The 17,920-nt window shown below is 53.6% G+C and carries 13 protein-coding genes; all 13 read left to right on the top strand.

Going from position 1 to position 17,920, the window contains the following annotated elements:
- Positions 1 to 75 precede the first annotated feature (75 nt).
- The 13 genes from AC0YOB_RS37570 (at position 76) to AC0YOB_RS37630 (ending at position 17,778) form a co-directional block, all read left to right on the top strand.
- Positions 76 to 1,029, top strand: coding sequence for a D-2-hydroxyacid dehydrogenase (locus tag AC0YOB_RS37570; protein WP_475797103.1), 954 nt, complete (start codon positions 76 to 78; stop codon positions 1,027 to 1,029).
- A gap of 84 nt (positions 1,030 to 1,113) precedes the next feature.
- Entirely contained in the window at positions 1,114 to 1,998 is an 885-nt protein-coding gene (locus tag AC0YOB_RS37575) for an SMP-30/gluconolactonase/LRE family protein (protein WP_475797104.1), read from the top strand.
- Between the two features lie 140 nt (positions 1,999 to 2,138).
- Entirely contained in the window at positions 2,139 to 3,140 is a 1,002-nt protein-coding gene (locus tag AC0YOB_RS37580) for an aldo/keto reductase (protein WP_475797105.1), read from the top strand.
- A 17-nt stretch (positions 3,141 to 3,157) separates the two neighbouring features.
- Entirely contained in the window at positions 3,158 to 4,150 is a 993-nt protein-coding gene (locus AC0YOB_RS37585) for a DUF4432 family protein (protein ID WP_475797106.1), read from the top strand.
- 25 nt (positions 4,151 to 4,175) lie between these two features.
- Positions 4,176 to 6,302: an alpha-glucuronidase family glycosyl hydrolase gene (locus AC0YOB_RS37590; RefSeq protein WP_475797107.1), complete on the top strand. Its 2,127-nt coding sequence runs from the start codon at positions 4,176 to 4,178 to the stop codon at positions 6,300 to 6,302.
- Positions 6,274 to 7,815, top strand: coding sequence for a response regulator (locus AC0YOB_RS37595; protein WP_475797108.1), 1,542 nt, complete (start codon positions 6,274 to 6,276; stop codon positions 7,813 to 7,815). Before AC0YOB_RS37590 ends, AC0YOB_RS37595 begins: the two co-directional genes overlap by 29 nt.
- Positions 7,816 to 7,858: 43 nt before the next feature.
- On the top strand, positions 7,859 to 9,613 hold the full coding sequence (locus AC0YOB_RS37600; protein WP_475797109.1) for a cache domain-containing sensor histidine kinase: 1,755 nt from the start codon (positions 7,859 to 7,861) through the stop codon (positions 9,611 to 9,613).
- 88 nt (positions 9,614 to 9,701) lie between these two features.
- Complete coding sequence (locus tag AC0YOB_RS37605; protein WP_210046827.1) at positions 9,702 to 11,057, top strand: ABC transporter substrate-binding protein; 1,356 nt, start codon at positions 9,702 to 9,704, stop codon at positions 11,055 to 11,057.
- A gap of 90 nt (positions 11,058 to 11,147) precedes the next feature.
- The gene (locus tag AC0YOB_RS37610; RefSeq protein ID WP_210046828.1) at positions 11,148 to 12,041 is read left to right on the top strand and encodes a carbohydrate ABC transporter permease; all 894 of its coding nucleotides are present in this window, start codon (positions 11,148 to 11,150) and stop codon (positions 12,039 to 12,041) included.
- Positions 12,042 to 12,044: 3 nt separating this feature from the next.
- A complete protein-coding gene (locus AC0YOB_RS37615; RefSeq protein ID WP_379114322.1) occupies positions 12,045 to 12,863 on the top strand; it encodes a carbohydrate ABC transporter permease in 819 nt (272 codons plus the stop codon).
- A gap of 15 nt (positions 12,864 to 12,878) precedes the next feature.
- Positions 12,879 to 15,383 carry a beta-mannosidase gene (locus AC0YOB_RS37620; protein ID WP_475797110.1) on the top strand — a complete coding sequence of 835 codons (2,505 nt, stop codon included), beginning with the start codon at positions 12,879 to 12,881 and terminating at the stop codon, positions 15,381 to 15,383.
- 37 nt (positions 15,384 to 15,420) lie between these two features.
- Positions 15,421 to 16,596: an enolase C-terminal domain-like protein gene (locus AC0YOB_RS37625; protein ID WP_475797111.1), complete on the top strand. Its 1,176-nt coding sequence runs from the start codon at positions 15,421 to 15,423 to the stop codon at positions 16,594 to 16,596.
- Positions 16,597 to 16,692: 96 nt separating this feature from the next.
- The gene (locus AC0YOB_RS37630; RefSeq protein ID WP_475797112.1) at positions 16,693 to 17,778 is read left to right on the top strand and encodes a mandelate racemase/muconate lactonizing enzyme family protein; all 1,086 of its coding nucleotides are present in this window, start codon (positions 16,693 to 16,695) and stop codon (positions 17,776 to 17,778) included.
- Positions 17,779 to 17,920 lie beyond the last annotated feature (142 nt).

A 17,920-nucleotide genomic window follows, 5' to 3' on the forward strand; every position in this document is an offset into this window, starting at 1 on the left:
CAAATTATCAAAAATAGCCGGTGATACAATATAAAGAGCACGATTAACCGAAGAATGTCCGGGAAGGAGATTGATATGATAGCGGCAATAAGCTATTCCGGCGATTTTATTCTGGACGATGGGCAGCTGCAAAGGATGAAGCGGCAGTTTCCCCAGGTGACGTTTATGGATAGAAAGCGGGATGAATGGGAGCTCGGTGGCCTCGAGAATGCCGAAATCCTGATTGGATTCCCATCCGACGGGATGCTTCAAACAATGAGAGCGCTAAAATGGCTGCAGCTGCCAAGCGCCGGAGCGGACAGCTACGTGAAGAGGCCTGCGCTGCAGGAGCATGTGGTCGTAACCTCCTCCAGCGGAGTATTCAGCGTCCCCGGCGCCGAGCATGCACTGGCGCTGTTGCTGGCGTTAACGAGACAGCTTCACGTTCATTTCCGCCAGCAATCGGAACGGATCTGGAAGCATAATCCGCGTTGTCTGGAAATTCAGAATTCGCTCGTGACGATCATCGGCATGGGGGATATTGGAACGGAGTTGGCCCGGAAAGCGAAAGGGCTGGGAGCCCGCGTCATCGGGGTCAAACGGAGCCTGTCGGAGCGTCCGTCTTTTGTCGATGAGCTGGTTGTGACCGCCGATCTGGACAGCGCCCTGGCCAAATCGGATTTTATCGTCTCCACCCTTCCGCTGACGGCCGAGACCGAGGGTATAATCAGCGCTGAACGAATCGGGAGGATGAAGCGCGGAGCTGTTTTCATTAATATTGGACGCGGGCGCACCGTCGACGAGGAGGCGCTGATCGAGGCGCTGCAGAGCGGGCATCTTCATGGAGCGGGACTGGATGTTACGGCGGTGGAACCGCCCCAGGCAAGCAGCCCCTTGTGGGATATGCCGAACGTCATTCTGACGGCTCACGCGGCAGGCGTAAGTCCAAAAAAAGCGGAGAGAAGAACCGAATTGTTCACAGCAAATATTCAAAGATATTTGCAGGGCGAGCCGCTGCTTAATGTCATCGAACGGGGCAGAGGGTATTAAACGTTTATTGATCTTGGGTATGGCTGGTGATAAGATCGCATTACGGTAAAGCCCAAGTACGCCTTAGGAAAGGAGAATGGTTGAATGAAAATAATCCGTTATAACACGCTTCTCGATGAACTCATTCCCGTAGGGCGGGAAATGCATAAGCTTGCTTCCGGATATTCGTTCGCGGAAGGACCCGTCTGGTGCTCACGGACCAACCAGCTTTATTTCACAGACTTTCCCAACCATCATATTCATACCTGGAGCGAGGCGGACGGTCCACGGCTCTACATCGAGCAGAGCGGCAGGGCGATCGGTCTTGCATTGGACGCGGAGGGCCGATTGATTCAGTGCGAATCGCTGGCACGGCGGATTTCCCGCATTGAAGCGGATGGAACCGCAGCCGCTCTGGCAACGCATTATCAGGGAAAGCGGTTGAATAATACGAACGATGTCATCGTTAAAAAGGACGGGACGATTTACTTCTCCGATCCCTACAGCGCGATGCTGGGAGATTCCAGAGATCTGGATTACAACGGCGTGTTCAGGTACCACCCGGCAACAGGCGCTGTCGATTTGCTGGTCGGCGACTTTGAGCGGCCTAACGGCCTGGCCTTTTCGCCCGATGAATCTCTGCTCTATATTAACGATACCAACAAACAGCATATTAAGGTGTATGATACTGCCCCGGACGGAACCGTAAACCCTGACGGGCGGATCTTCGCAGAGATGGATACGGCAATGGGGCCGGGGGCCGCGGATGGAATGAAAACCGATGAACGGGGCAATGTGTATGTCACCGGTCCGGGCGGCATCTGGATATACGCCCCGTCAGGGGAGCATTTGGGCAGAATCGAGCTGCCCGAGGTCGCAGCCAATTTATGCTTCGGCAGCGGGGCCGGCTCTTCGCGGAACGATATATTGTATATTACCGCCACCACTTCTTTATACAGTGTGAGGCTTGATGTTTGCGGAGCTGTGTAGAACGGGTGCTTGCCACAACCTTATGCCATTTATAAGTTTTACGCCTATAAATGTCCATAAGCTTTGAGTGAAGAAACGAACTGCTCCGCCAATGGACGGCGATAGCCGTTTCTTCTTTTATAAACGGGGAGGGATACAGGATGAAGTTTGGTTATTTGGGACGATCCGGGATGAGAGTAAGCCGGTTATGCCTGGGTACGGCGGCTTTCGGCAGCGAGAAGAAGAAGCCGGGGGATTACGGCAGCGTGACGGAGCAGGAAGCGCATAACATCATGGATGCCGCTCTGGATGCGGGAATTAATTTTTTTGATACAGCGAATGTATACGGCGATCTCGGACAGCGCGGCATCACGGAGGAAATCATTGGCCGCTGGTTCGCCAAGGGCGGCAGCCGCCGCGAGCGGGTTGTGCTCGGCACGAAGGTCGGACGCATGTTTGACGATGACATCATCGACGGTCCGAATCAGCCGCAGGGACTGTCCTTATATAAAATCCGCCGCCATTTCGAAGCTTCGCTGAAACGATTGCAGACTGACCATATCGAGCTTTACCAGATGCACCACGTCGACCGCAACGTACTGTGGGAGGAGCTGTGGGAGGCCTTCGAGGGATTGGTGCGGCAGGGCAAGGTGGATTATATCGGCTCCTCGAATTTCGCAGGCCGGGATTTATTGAAAGCGCAATCAAGCGCCAAAGAGAGACATTTCATGGGCTTGATCTCCGAGCAGCATGGCTATAGTCTGGTCAACCGTTATGCCGAATTGGATACGCTCCCCACAGCAAGAGATCTGGGAATTGGCGTTACGATCTTCAGCCCCTTGGCCAGAGGGCTCCTGGCTCTCGACATCACGCGCCCCATCCCGCAGACGCTTAGCGGTCATGCGCGCAAGCTGCTTGAGTCGCATCGTCCACAGCTTGAGCAGTACTCCGCCCTCTGCCGTGAGCTCGGGGAGAAGGAGGCTCACGTCGCCTTGGCCTGGTTGTTGTCGAATCCGGCAATCTCCGCGCCGATCATCGGCCCCTGTACGGTAGCGGAGCTCGAGGATTCGCTGAGGGCTGTCGAGATCGAGCTGGATGAGCCGACTCTAAGGCGGCTGGATGAGATTTTCCCGGCGCCGCGCGAGTTGAATATTTTTCAATAAAGAGGGTGGGGATCGCCATGCCGAATAACTCGCCGTGTACAATGGATGAAACTGCTGTTTCCAATTTAAAAATGCTGGTTTTGGAGAACAGCCTGCTCAAAATCAGCATTTTGACCGGAAAGGGCGCCGATCTGTACGAATTCATCTATAAACCCCTGGATATGGACGTCCTTCTGAAGACCGGCGCGGGTCTCGAAGGCTTCCGCGGCAGGAATCTAGCCGAACAGCGGCTTGGGATGTATTCGGAGCTCTATGCGGGAGGCTGGCAGGACTGCCTGCCCCATAGAGCCAGATACGGCAGCATCGAGATTACGCAGGATACGGGCGGAATCGCCGCGACGCTTCCATGGGAGTATGAAATAATCGAGAATACGGCCGATAAGGCGGCTGTCCGCTGCTATGTCCAGCTGCCGGAAATCCCCATGCATGTCGAGAAGACATTCATGATCCGGAAGGACGATCCCGTCTTGTATATCGGGGAGCGGATCCGGAATGCGGGAGACTCCGCTATCGTGTTTACCTGGACGCAGCATCCTGCGTTCGGGGGACAGTTTCTGGACGAGCACGTGACCGTTGAGGTGCCGGATTGCATCGCATTCCATCCCCGTCAGTATGCGGCTGCTCCCGGCAGCGGTCTGAGCAGTTATGAGGAGCCGATAGACCGGATCACGCTGCCAAGCGGCGCAGCCAGAAATATTCGGGAAGTGCTCCCACGGGAGGCGCATGAACAATTATTTCTCGTGCTGAAAAATATCAGCGAGCCCTGGGCGCGGCTGGTCAACCGGAAGAAGGGAGTCGGCGTTTCGCTCCGCTGGAAGCTGGACGCTTTTCCGTACATCCGCTATTGGAGCAGCATCAGCGATGACATCTATACCGTTGCCATAGAGCCGTCCAATGACGCCTTTGCCTCGTTGGACGATTCCCTCGCTCACGGCACTTTCCGGGAGCTGCAGCCGGGCGAGGAATATGTCACCGATTTTAGCTGCGGAATTTTTGAAACAACGGTCTGAATTCTCTGGAAAGAAGGGCTGCTCCATGACAGTGGCGATAACGGTTCGGGATGATTCTCCCAGATTGAAGCTGGCGCTTGATCACTTGACCGAAGCGCTCGAAGAGATCGGGGAACCCTGGAGCTGCGGAGCGCCGGACAGTCCGGCGTCCACAACTATTATGATAACGGCAAGCGTAGAGGAAGCAGCCTCGTACGGGCTGAACATGGATGCCGGCGTTCGAAGCGAGGGCTTTGAAATCCGCCAAGGCATTTATAAGGGCAGGCAGACGGTATACGTGCTGGCTGCCGAGGAAACGGGAGGGATGTACGGCATATTCGAGCTTGCCGAGCGGCTGCAGTCGAAGGGTAAGCTGCTGGATGTCCCGGAGTGCGTGATGAACGCCAAATTTCCCTTCCGCGCGCTGAAGTTTAATTTGCCCTGGTCCAGCTACAGGACGAATGAATGCTTCGACCTTCAGCACGACGCCGTCCGCGATCTGGACTTCTGGGTTCAGTTTCTCGATATGATGGCCAGGAACCGCTATAATACGCTGACACTCTGGAATCTTCATCCCTTTCCCTATATGATCAGGCCGGTGAATTTTCCGGAAGCCTGCCCCTTCACAGAGCAGGAATTATCGGAGTGGAGGCAGTATTGGACCTCGCTGTTCCAGATGGCGAAGGACCGGGGAATCGAGACTTATATGGTGAACTGGAATATTTTTGTATCGGAGGCTTTCAAGGCGAACTATGACGGAAATGCTGTCAGCGATCTGGATCATTATTACGGCGATTCCTACTCCACGGAGCAGATCAGGCAGTATACCCGGGAGTGCGTGACGCAGCTGATCGACGAATACCCCGATTTGACCGGCCTTGGCACATCACTGGGCGAAAGAATGCATGATATGACTCCGCAGGACAGGCAGACATGGATCGAGGATGTCTATTATGAAGGAATGAAGCGGGCAAGCCGGCCTGTCAAATTCATTCACCGGGCGCCGTTTTCCGTCGATCCGCAAATTACGAGAGACTCCATTGAGAACAACGGGCTTCTGCCCGAGCCGGTCTGGGTCGAAGTGAAGTTCAACTGGTCCCATGCCTATTCCTCCCCAAGACTTCTGCTCACGCATGGCGGTTCGGCAGGAATGGAGGGGTATTGGGATCGGCCGCCGGCCAATTACAAAATCACCTGGATGGTGCGCAATGAGGATTTCTTCACGCTCCGCTGGGCGCAGCCGGATTTCATCCGGACGCATATCTCGGCCAATGCTCATGATTATGTCGGCGGATATTATATCGGCTCCGAGTGCTTTATCCCTGCCGACGATTACTCTCATGACGCAGGACATCCGCATATGGACTGGACCTATGCTTTCGAGAAAATGTGGCTGTATTACATGCTGTGGGGCCGGCTGCTGTACGATTCCGGGACGCCTGACTCCGTCTTCGAGGAGGCAATCGGCCGGCGCTTCGGCAAATCCGCAGGGAGTCCGTTATTGAGCGCCTATTCCGCCGTCTGCAAAATGCCAATGGCGCTGGCCTCGTACTTTTCGTTCACATGGGACTTTACCTTATATGCGGAAGGCTTCATCGCAAGCGACAATACCAAATGCGACTCACCGGGCGATGCCTTCATTTCATTGCGGGATTTGCTGGAAAGCACGCCGTTCGATCCCGAATATTTGTCGCTGAGGGATTATGCGGACCGGCTGCTGGGCGGCGGCTCCATGGAAGGGCGCACAACGCCCCTCCAGCTCGCGGATACGCTGGAAGCGGACGCCAGCCGCGGCTTGGCTTTGCTCGGAACGATCCGCACGGAGCATCCGGCACTTGACTGCGAGAAGGCGGATATTGAGGCGTGGGCGTATCTCGGTCTTTATTTTGCCGCCAAGCTGCGGGCGGGGGTGCATGCTGCACTGTTTGAGAGAACCGGCGAAGAAGCGGAGCGGCAGAACGCTGTGGAATGGCTGAGTCCGCCGCATGCCGCCAGCCACTGGGAGGCGCTGATTGCGGTGACGAATGCCCATTACCGCGAGCAGCCTCTGATGCACCTGGGGGAAACGCCGTTCAGGTGGGATTTGTTCCGGCCGCAAATTGCGGCGGATATCGCATTTGCAAGCGGAAAAGAGGCGATAGAGCATGCTGAAGGTCATGATCGTAGAGGATGAGGATATCGTCAGAGATGAAATCAAGCATCTGATCGATTGGGAATATCACGGCTTCGCGCTCATCGCCGAAGCGAGGAACGGCCGCGAGGGCTTGCGGCTATTCGAGGAGCAGAATCCTGACATCATCATCTCGGATATCAAGATGCCCGTGCTCGGCGGCCTGGAAATGACGGCGGGCATTCTCGGCAGGCAGAAAAACAAGAAAATTATCCTGCTGACCGCCTTCGGAGATTTCGATTTTGCGCGTGAAGCGATCAAGCTGGGCATTCATTCCTATGTGCTGAAGCATGAGCTGGACAGCGAAATATTAGTGGAAGAGCTCAATAAAGCGAAGCAGCAGATCGAACAGGAAGAGAGCGCGGGCTACCTGGCCAGAAAAGAGCATCTGCGGATGTTCCTCAAGCGCGCGGCATCGCAAACGGGTGAAGCGGAGACGGCAGGTCTCGCGAGTCCATTCCCCTGGCAGGGCAGGACGGGAATATTCATCGTGGGGCTTGACCGCAAGCCGCTGGAGCGGGAACCGCTGCAGCCTGTGGATGAAGGGATAGAGCAGGGCGAGTTTATCGATCTTCTGTATACCCGGCTGTTTAAAGGATTCGAAGCCGAGGCGGCCGATTTGTCCAACCGCGAATATGCGGTTTTTGTCCGGATTCCCCAGCCGTTCAGCGAGAGTAAAATGTACGAGTTCAACTGGGCGTTCGCCCGGCATCTTCAGCATCAAATTGCCCGGGCCAGCAGCCATACCGTGTCCATCGCCATCGGGCCGATTTTCGAGAATCCTCGCGTCATGAAGGAATCCTTGAAGAAAACAAGGGAAATCTACGCACTCAAAATTTTCAATAAAAGCAGCTGCATCCTGACCGGTGCCGGGAAGGCGCCGAATCAGGATATTCCATATCCCGCGATAGAGCAGGAGCTGAAGGATATTCAGGATGACCTCAGCTTGAGTCGGTATGCTGACGTGAGCGGGAAGATCAGAGATCTGTTTACACGCCAGCTGGTGCTGCTGCAGGATACGGGCTTGCTGCGCAAATGCATGTTTGAGCTGGTTCGGATCATCAATCACCAGAAATCGCCGCAGCAGGGGGCTCCCATTATCGACCCTATTGAAAAGCTTGCGGAAATTCAGAATCTAGACAATGTATTTCAAATATCCGAATGGTTTGAGCGTATTGTCGGGCAGATCTCGGAGGAGTCCAAATCGAAGCACAGCAGGAAGATCAGGGATGTGCTTCAGTATATTCATGCCAATTATCAGAAGGATATTTCGTTGAATGAGATTGCCGACAGGCTGGGGCTAAGTCTGATTTATACCAGTCAGCTGTTCAAGAAGGAGGTAGGCATTTCATTCGTCGTCTATCTCGCCAGGTACCGGATCGAACGCGCCCAGGAGCTTCTGGAGACAGGGAATTATAAAATCTATGAGGTGGGCTCCATGGTCGGCTATCAAACGGTGCAGTATTTTTGCAAAACCTATAAACGGATAACGGGAAGAAATCCCGGCAGCCGTTAACGTTAGGCAGGGAGAGGAATCTTATGACAAGTCGGTGCAGCATATGAGAATCAAGACAAAAATCGTCACGCTGACTTTTCTCGCTATATTGCTTTCCGTCGGACTAATGGGCGTTTCCATGTACATATACGTCAATCCCATTCTCAGCAGACAGACGATCAGAGACAACCAGACCATCGTCGGGAAAATAACGCAGCAGGTCTCGTACACGCTGGAGGATACGGTGACCTACGCCAAGGGCATTATCGTCAACGACCAGCTGCAGGCTTTATTGAAGAAAACGATGGTAACGGACGGTTACGACTATTTCTCGACGGTCTGGAAAATCAATACGCTGCTCAAGGAGTACAATTTCCTTCGGGACAATATTATCGTGGATATGAGCATCGTCGATACGCATGGCAAGGCGCTCGAGCTGAGCGGCATTTACTACAGCGACCTGAGCGGGGGCTGGTACGACGATTTCAGAAACAGCCATACATATAACGGGGTCTCCAGTCCCCATATCGTGGTCGCACCGTCGAATACATCCCGTTTGAATGTGGTGACGTATGTGACCAATATCTATGATAAACAAAACCCCTCCCAGAGCGTTTATTTGGGCAAGCTGCTGATCAACCTGAACTATGCCGCCCTGGTAAAGCCGATGCTCGTTGACCCCTCTCTCGGGATCAAGATTATCGCTTTCGACAAGTCGGAGCATACGATTTACTCCCCCGACCCATCTTCCGCCGCCATTCCCGATGAATTGCTGAAAGGGCCGTCACAGACGCAGAACGTCTTGTTCAGGGCAGGCCAGTATTATATCTTTGATTCGATTCCATCCAGCAACTGGACGATTACCGGAACGATATCCAAAAGCAAAATAAACGCGAATATGAAATATTTCAATTACGCGATTGTGTATATTTTTTTGATCTGCCTGCTGTTCATGTGGATCATCATTTATCCGGTAGCCGCCAATGTGGCAAAGCCCCTGCTCAAGCTGGTTCGAGGCATGAGGCAGGTGGCGAAGGGCGAATTCCACACCAATATCGTGGTGACAAGCGGAGACGAGATCGAGGAAGCGGCCAGAGTGTTCAACCGCATGGTCAAGGATATCAAGAAATTATTGGACGAGTCTGTCCTCATGGAGAAAAAGGAAAGAGAACTGGAGCTCAAAATGTTCATGCTGCAGATCAATCCGCATTTTATCTCCAACACCCTGAACGCCATTATTTACCTGGCGCGCAAGGCGAACGCCCCGGATATTGTCACGCTGACGAAGGCGTTCATCTCCTTCCTGCAGACAACGATCAGGAATCACCCCAAGATGCTCTCCAGCATCGGGGACGAGATGAACTATATCGACGACTACAATATGATCCTCAAATACAGGTACAACGATGCGGTGGAAGTCATCTGGCAGGTTGACGAGTCGTGCAAGGCATATAAAATTCCGAAAATGATCCTGTATCCGCTTGTCGAGAACAGTATCTTTCACGGGATTCTGCCTGCCTTGAGGAAGGGCTGGATACGGATCCGCGTTTCATCCGACTCCAATGTGCTGAAGGTCAGCGTAGAGGACAACGGAGTCGGAATCAGCCCAGGCATTCTGGACAAGCTCCGGGGGCAGATGGCCTCTCCTTCGCTGGAGGAGGATCTGGATCACATCGGGCTGCTTAATGTAAACAACCGTCTGAAGCTGCTGTTCGGCCAAACCAGTATTCTGAATATTGAAAGCACGGAAAACGAAGGTACGCTGATCTGGTTTTCGCTGCCGCTTATTTTCCTGACGCACGACCCTAAAAATGTATAACAGATCATAATTTTGAGCTATATTTTGCGATTCCCGCAGATGATAAATTCAAGTTGAAGGAAAAAGATAAACAGGAGGAGGCAGTTGAATGAAATCACGCATTTGGAGGGGTATACCGTTATTTCTTGTCAGCATCCTTATAGGTACGCTGCTTGTGTCATGCAGCAGCGGCGGCGGTAACAACCAGACGGCCGCGAATAATGAAGAATCACAGCAGAGCTCAGACACAGGCGGGAAGACGGCGGAAAAAAAGACAGACATCAACATCTGGACATGGGATGTCTCGGACAGCCGCAAGAAACTGTATGAGGAATTTACCAAGCTGAATCCGCAGTACAATATCGTGCTGACCTCGGTTCTGGCCAAGGATATGGCGCAAAAGCTGCAAACTGCGCTTGCCTCGGGAGCCGATCTGCCCGATATCGCCTGGCTTGAACAGACGTTCCGCGGCAAGCTGCTGTCGCTGGACATTTGGGAGGATCTTTCCAAGGAGCCTTACAGTCTCGACACCTCCCAGCTGCTGGACTACCTGATTCCCCTGGAAACGACAGATTCCGGTGTATATGTCGGGCCAGAGGCTCCTTCCGTAGCCGGCATGGCGTACAAGCGGGCTTTGGCCAAGGAATACTTCGGCACCGATGATCCTGCGGAGCTGGAGAAAATTTTTACCGACTGGGATGTATTTATCGAAAAGGGGAAGGAAGTTAAACAGAAATCAAATGGAAGCGTATTCATGTTTGCCAGTCTGGGCGATGCCTATGCGTTCCTGAAGGGCCAATCGAGCACGCCGTTCATCCAGGGCGATACGCTTAATTTCGATCAGGGCGTCAAGCCGATTCTGCAGAAGCTTGTGGAAATGAAGCAGGCGGGAATCGTCGATACGCTGGATGTTTCATCGCCGGCCGAAGGCACGTCATACACGGACGAGATTCATATCTTCTACCCGTGCGCCAACTGGTCCGTCGACTTCACGATCAAGGCCAATGACAAGGACGGGATTGGCCGCTGGGGCTTCATGATCCCGCCGGGCGGCCCTTTCCCTTTCGGCGGAACGGTTCAGGGGGTTCCGGCGAAGGCCAAGAACAAGGTGGGTGCAGCGGAACTGATCAAGTTCTTCTTCATGACCGAGAAGGGCTCGGAAATTATGCGTGACCAGAAAGGGAATTTCTCCCCTTACAAGCCTGTCTATGATATTCCGAATTTCTATTCCCATAAGGATGAGCATTTTGCGGGGCAGGATGTCATGGCCGTGTTCGATACGGATATTTTCCCCAAAATCAAATCGGTGCGTCTGCCGAGCAAATATGATCAGGATATCGATGATGCGATGAATGTTGCGATGCAGACGATCAACGCGTCAGAGGGCGGCAGTGTGTCCGTCGACGAGCTGGTCCAGAAAATGCAGGACGACATCATGACCAAGCAGCCGGATATCAAGGCATAGTTCCGTTGAAGAAGCGGGGTTCGGGTTAACGCCCAGCCCCCTTCATACGCAGTCAAATGTTTTAACTCCATTCGGTAGAGGGTGAAGGATTTGCAATGGAATGGAAGAAAGCTGGTTCCCTATTTTCTCATTACTCCGTATTTTCTGCTGTATGCGCTGTTTAGTCTCTTCCCGATTGTGTACTCGCTTGTTCTCAGCTTTACAAGCTGGGACGGGATTTCCGCCAAGACGTTTGTCGGGCTGAAGAATTATATCCGTATCTTTACGGACGATCCGCTGTTCTACAAATCCATTTTCAACACGCTGCTGATCGTCGTGGTCACCATTCCGGTGGAGATTGTGCTGGGGCTGGCGCTTGCGGTATTCCTCAAGGATTTCTTCAGCAGATCCCGGACGACGTTCCAGTTAATCAATTTTTTCCCGTATATTACGACGCCCGTCGCGATCGGGATTATCTTCCAGATCATGTTCGACTGGAAGACCGGCACGGTGAACATTCTTCTGGAGAAAATCGGAGTGGACTCCGTCAACTGGCTCGGTACCTCCACGCCTGCGAGAATAGTGGTCATGATAATTGTAGGCTGGGTCGGATACGGCTATAAAATGGTGCTGTTTCTCTCGGGCTTGTCGACGATTCCCGAGGAGCTCTATGAATCGGCCAAAATCGACGGCGCGAAATGGATCAACTCCTTCTACTATATTACGCTTCCGATGCTGAAGCCGATCATGCTGTTCGTAGTCATTACGAGCATTATTAACGGGTTCAAGCTGTTCGATGAGCCCCAGCTTCTGTTCCAGTCGGCCTCACAGCCGATCGGCGGTCCCGATCATGCCGCAATGACCGTCGTGATGCGCTATTACGAAGTGGCGTTCAAGGATTTTCAATTCGGCTACGGCTCGGCGATTGCCTACAGCCTGTTTATCATCATTTCGATTTTTTCCTTTTTGACCTTGAAGATTATGAACCGCGGGGAGGAGACCTGACACTTGAGTATATCAATCGCAAAATGGCCGGTGTATTTCTTTGTGGCGGTCTTGTCCCTGCTTGCTCTGATCCCTTTCTACATGATGATTGTAATGGGCACCTATGTCAGCGAGGATCTGTACACGGGTCTAAAGCTGCTGCCGGGCAATTATTTCATCGAGAATTTCAAATCGATTATGGAACAGAATTTTTTTAAATTTTATCTGAACAGCGTCTATGTCTCGGTGCTGAACACGGTCGGAGCCGTGCTGATCAGCGCCCTGACGGGCTTTGCTTTTGCCAAATACAATTTCAAGGCGAAGAAGTCGCTTTATTATTTTATTCTGGGCACGCTGATGATCCCTTCGCAGCTTGGTTTGATCGGTTTCGTGGTGGAGATGCGGACGCTCGGACTTGCCAATACGCTGTATCCGCTCATTATCGGCGGCCTGGCCAACGCTTTCGGCGTTTTCTGGATGACGCAGTATATCGCAAGCTCCGTTCCCAATGAAATTATTGAGAGCGGAAGGCTGGACGGCTGCAGCGACCTCGGTATTTTCGCCAGGATTGTGCTGCCCGTCATCCGGCCGGCCATGATTACGCTTTTCCTGCTATTCTTCTTATGGTCCTGGAACAATTATCTGACGCCGCTGGTTCTCATTAACAAGGAATCGTTATATACGATACCGCTTGCCATATCCACATTGGGGAGCGAATACCGGACGGATTATTCCGCCAGAATTCTGGCTCTTGCCATTGCGACGCTGCCGATTCTCGTCATATTCGGCTTCGGGTCCAAGCATCTTATCCGGGGACTCGTAGGCGGGAGCATCAAGGGATAGATAAGGAGTGCGATGATGAAACAGATTGTGGAGCTGAACGGGGACTGGGAGCTCAAGAGCTTCGAGCCGTTCGATAAAATAAACGCCGATGACAAGAAATGGGAGACGGCGGAGAACTGGATCAAGACGTCTGTGCCGGCGCAGGTACATGAGATATTGCTGCGGGAAGGCATTATCGAGGACCCTGCGCTGTGGGGGAAAACCGAAGCGTGCCTGTGGGTGGCCGAGCAGGACTGGATTTATCAATGTGAATTCGCCTGCGGAGAGCCTGCTGCATCCGGGGGGAAAGCCTTTCTGCATTTCAAAGGTCTGGATACGCTGGCGGATATTTACTTGAACGGAAAGCATCTGGCCAGCCATAACGATATGTATCTGCCGCTCAGGGTGGATGTGACCGGCCGGCTGGAGCCGAATAACACCCTGATGATCCATTTTCACTCCGTGCATGAATATATCAAGCATCTGGAGCTGCCGGGGGAATGGATCGGCAAAATCAGACCGAGCCGGTTATTGCGGAAAAACGAGCATGATTTCACCATGTATCTGGGCGCCAAGCCTTATCTTACCCGCGTGGGCATTTACGATAAGGTACTGCTGGAAGTGATAGACGAGGCGGAAATTATCGGGACGGATCTTCGGGTCAGGCTGCTGGACGGCTACGGACAAGGGACGATCAAGGTAACAGCCGATGGTTGGGGCAGCGTGGGAGAATGCGGGCTGAAGGTTGAAGTCAGAGATCCGGACCGGCGCCTTGTTGCGCAGTACAGCGGCAGGGCAGACCGCAATCATAAAGGCCGATGGGGGCATTCCTGCGAATTGACCATCGACAGCCCCCGGTTATGGTGGCCGCGCGGCTACGGAGGGCAGCCGCTGTACGAGGTTGCCGTGGAGGTGCTGGTAAACGGCGAGGTCAAGGACCGTGAAGTGAAACAGATCGGGTTCAGGGATGTTGTCATGGCGAAGCCGCTGGACTTTGTCATCAACGGGCGGCCCGTCAAATTATGGGGAGCCTTGTCTGCTCCGATTCAGGGCATTACGCATTGCTGGGACAATGAGAAATCCAATTTGCTGCTGGATATGCTGGAGAATTGCAATATGAACGCGCAGCGGGTATGGGGCGGATGCGACCGGTACGACGACGCATTCTACCGGGAAGCGGACAAGAGGGGCATCCTCGTCTGGCAGGAATTTTTTCATGATTACGGCATGTTTCCCGATACGCCGGAGTACCGCGAATTATGCAGGAAGGAAGCCGAATATCAGGTCAAGCGGCTGAAGCATCACCCTTCCATCCTGCTGTGGTGCGGCGGGAACGAATGCTTTATGGGGGCGGAATTCGAGCTGCCCGGCGAGTCTTATATTGGCGGCGAAATATTTCTCGAGGATTACAGAAACGTCTGCGGAACGCTCGATCCGGACCGGTATTATCATATAAATTCTCCTTCGGGAGGCAGCTATTCCAATGATCCTCTGGAGGGGGACACGCACAGCTATACCAATACCTGGTATGTGCCGGGAGCCGATTATCCGGTCTTCATCGCGGAGGAAATCCGGACGTCGCCGCCAGCGGTGAAGAGCTTCGTCCGGTATATGGGAGAAGAAAGAGCGTGGCCCGCAGGGTACTCGGGAATGATCACCAGGAAGGACCAATACCCCTGGCCGGATACGTGGACGGAGCGCACGACTACATTCGGGTGGAGAAAAATCCCGCCGATCGAACAGTTCTACGATTCGGATGATCTCGAATCGGCGGTCTATAAATTCGGAGCGGCCCATGGACTCTACTTGAGGAAAATTATTGAGAACAACCGCAGAGGAAAACCGTCCGCAAGTCCGGGGGGCGAGCGGATTACCAAAGGGCATTTCGTCTGCAGATGGAATGATCCCTGGCCGGTCATCTACGGCTCGATGATCGACTATTATTTTGAACCCTATATTCCCTATTATGCTGTCAAAAGAGCGTACGAACCGGTTCTGCTCTCCTTCGACGTGAACAATTTCATTCATCTATGGGTGGTCAATGACAGCCCTGAGGATGTGGAGGGAACCTTGTTTATCAGGCTGTTCAACCCTTCCGCCAACGCTTTTGCAGGTGAGATGACGAGGAAGGCTCTCGTCGCTCCGGGTGAATCGACCCTCATTGCCAATCTGAATGAGTTCAACCAGTTTTCGAGAGAGTATATCCTCTACGCCTGTCTCGTAGACGGCACAGGCAAAGTCGTAGCCAGGACGAATGATTTTGTGGATATTGAAAAACATTTGAAATTTCCCGAAGCCAGGCTTAACATGGAAATAAACGGAAATGATTTGTTGCTGACTACGGACCGGTTCGCCAGAAGCATTGAGCTTGGCGGCAGCGATGAGGGGGATGAGTTCGGCTGGCTGTTCGAGGACAATTACTTCGATCTGCTTCCGGGTGAAGAGAAGCGTATCCGAATATGGGGCAGGCACACGAAGGGAATCATTTCGGCCAAACCGTATTATTCGCCGTTCGTCACCAAGGTCTCTTTCAACCTGTAACTGTCATTCACGGCCCGGTTAAGAGAGGAGGAAACGAATGAAGATTACCGATGTTGAAGTCTGGAAATTGACCGGAGCGATCGATCCCGTGTGGGCGCATGACGAACGCTCCGCAGCGCCGCTGGACAGTTATTCCGACTACGCGCAGCGCAGCCAGCCGGTCAGTCTCGCGGATGGCAGGCTTCCCGTGGTCCGCCATTATGTGATCATTCATACAGACGAGGGAATTGACGGTCTATACGGGCCGATTGTGTACGAGGAGCAGGCGGATATTATCGTTAAAAGGATCAAATCGTTCCTGATCGGCCAGAATCCGCTTGATATCGAACGGCTGTGGGATCAAATGAGAGTTGACCGGCATGGACGTTCCGGTTATTTCATGATGGCGCTCAGCGCGATTGACTGCGCGCTCTGGGATTTGCGCGGCAAATATTACAACACGCCGGTTTACCGGCTGCTTGGAGGGCCGACACGCACACAGATTCCCGTATATGCCAGTACGCTCGGCTTTCCCATTGAGGCCGGAGCAGCCGGGAAGCAGGCGAAGGCTTTGGCCGGGGAGGGATTCACCGCGCAAAAATGGTTTTTCCGCCACGGTCCCTCGGGCGGCAGGGAGGGCAAGGCGATCAACCTGCGGATGGCGCAGGAGATCCGGGATGCGCTTGGCGGCGGGAGCGACTTCATGCTGGATTGCTGGATGGGCTGGGATGTGCCCTATGCGCTCGATATGATGGAGCAGCTGCGCGAATTGCGGCCGCTCTGGCTGGAGGAGCCGCTGCAGCCCAATCAATTGGACGGCTACGGGGTGCTTCAGGACCGGGGAGGGATACCGCTTGCGGCCGGCGAGCATCTGTATACGCGCAAGGAATTCAAGCCGTTCCTGGACCGGGGACTGCTGGATTACGCGCAGCCGGATCCCGACTGGACCGGAGGCATTACGGAGCTGCGCAAAATCGCCATTCTTGCGGAAACCTTTGACGTCAAGTTCATTCCCCACGGCTGTACGGTAATGGCGAACCTTCATGTCATTGCGTCGCTGCCGCCTTCCGTCTGTCCTTATCTGGAATATTTAATCCGGTATCAGCGGCAGCAGAATCATTTTCATATCAATAAACTCGTACCGGTTGACGGTTTTCTGCCGCTGCCCGATCAGCCGGGTCTCGGAATTGAGCTGGACGAGAGCGCGATCCTGAGCAAAATGGCTTACAGTTAATAATACTAGAAGTCTGATGATTAACAGGTGGAGAAGGCGGAAGACGTTTCCGCATGCTCAGCCAGATTTACACCAGACTTCTGCAGGAGGCCAAGAATGAAAATAACAAGCATCGAGACCTTTACGACCCGCCAGCTGTCGATCGTCCGCGTCACCTCGGAGGACGGACTGCAAGGCTACGGTCAGATTGCTCCCTATCATGCCAATATATCGGCGCTCGTACTTCACCAGCAGGTCGCGCCCCGCGCATTGGGCGCAGATTCGAATGAGCCGGGAGCGTTAGCCGAGCTTATTATCCGGGAAGAGCATAAATTTCCCGGCTCATATATTTGCCGGGCGTTGGGCGGATTGGATACGGCATTATGGGATTTGAAGGGGAAGCGTGCCGGGAAGAGCGTATGCGAGCTTCTGGGCGGGCAGCCGCGTAGACTGGCTATTTACGGCTCCAGCATGAAGCGCAATATATCGCCGGCGGACGAAGCGGAACGGATCAAGCGGCTGCAGGAAACGAGCGGAATCCGCGCCTTCAAAATCCGCATCGCCAATAATTTCGGCAATGATGTGGACGTCTATCCCGGCCGTTCGGAGCAAGTTGTTCGTGCGGTAAGGGAGGCTGTCGGCGACGACACGCTGCTGTTTGTCGATGCGAACAGCGGCTTGACGCCGGGCAAAGCGATCGAGACGGGCCGTATGCTGGAGCAGTACGAAGTGTCCCACTTTGAGGAGCCTTGTCCCTATACAGAGCTGGAATGGACGAAGCAGGTAGCGGATGCGCTTGATATACCGGTTACCGGCGGCGAGCAGGATACGGACCTGGCCCAGTTCCGGCGGATGATCGGGATGCGGGCGGTTGATATCGTCCAGCCTGATATCTGTTATGTCGGCGGCCTGAGCCGTGCGCTTGAAGCGGCGAAGATGGCGGAGTCGGCCGGTATGGTCTGCATGCCGCATGCCGCCAACCTGTCCATGGTCACGATATTCACGCTGCATATGGCCGCTGCGATCCCGAATGCCGGTGCCTTCATGGAATATACAATCGAGCAGGATGAATGGACGAAAGGTCTGCTTGAGACGTCTCTGGAGGTGGACGGAGGTCAAGTGCAGGTTCCGGAAGGCCCTGGCTGGGGAGTAACGATCCGGCAGGAATGGCTGGATCGGGGAGACTATCAGATCAGCCGATAAAAGAGATAGATTAAAGCCTGCCTGAAGATATTGGTCAAGCCCCAAATTTGTAGACAATGAAAAAAGCCCTAGGCTATGAGCTGGCGTCGGTACTCAACCGGCGTCAGTTTGTTTAGTTTTAATTGAATCCGTTCTTCGTTAT

It is taken from the genome of Paenibacillus sp. JT31N17 (assembly GCF_056269255.1).

Excerpts from the sequence above, each read along its gene's own strand:
- AC0YOB_RS37570 (WP_475797103.1), top strand. The coding sequence starts at position 76 with ATGATAGCGGCAATAAGCTATTCCGGCGATTTTATTCTGGACGATGGG.
- AC0YOB_RS37575 (WP_475797104.1), top strand. The coding sequence starts at position 1,114 with ATGAAAATAATCCGTTATAACACGCTTCTCGATGAACTCATTCCCGTA.
- AC0YOB_RS37580 (WP_475797105.1), top strand. The coding sequence starts at position 2,139 with ATGAAGTTTGGTTATTTGGGACGATCCGGGATGAGAGTAAGCCGGTTA.
- AC0YOB_RS37585 (WP_475797106.1), top strand. The coding sequence starts at position 3,158 with ATGCCGAATAACTCGCCGTGTACAATGGATGAAACTGCTGTTTCCAAT.
- AC0YOB_RS37590 (WP_475797107.1), top strand. The coding sequence starts at position 4,176 with ATGACAGTGGCGATAACGGTTCGGGATGATTCTCCCAGATTGAAGCTG.
- AC0YOB_RS37595 (WP_475797108.1), top strand. The coding sequence starts at position 6,274 with ATGCTGAAGGTCATGATCGTAGAGGATGAGGATATCGTCAGAGATGAA.
- AC0YOB_RS37600 (WP_475797109.1), top strand. The coding sequence starts at position 7,859 with ATGAGAATCAAGACAAAAATCGTCACGCTGACTTTTCTCGCTATATTG.
- AC0YOB_RS37605 (WP_210046827.1), top strand. The coding sequence starts at position 9,702 with ATGAAATCACGCATTTGGAGGGGTATACCGTTATTTCTTGTCAGCATC.
- AC0YOB_RS37620 (WP_475797110.1), top strand. The coding sequence starts at position 12,879 with ATGAAACAGATTGTGGAGCTGAACGGGGACTGGGAGCTCAAGAGCTTC.
- AC0YOB_RS37625 (WP_475797111.1), top strand. The coding sequence starts at position 15,421 with ATGAAGATTACCGATGTTGAAGTCTGGAAATTGACCGGAGCGATCGAT.
- AC0YOB_RS37630 (WP_475797112.1), top strand. The coding sequence starts at position 16,693 with ATGAAAATAACAAGCATCGAGACCTTTACGACCCGCCAGCTGTCGATC.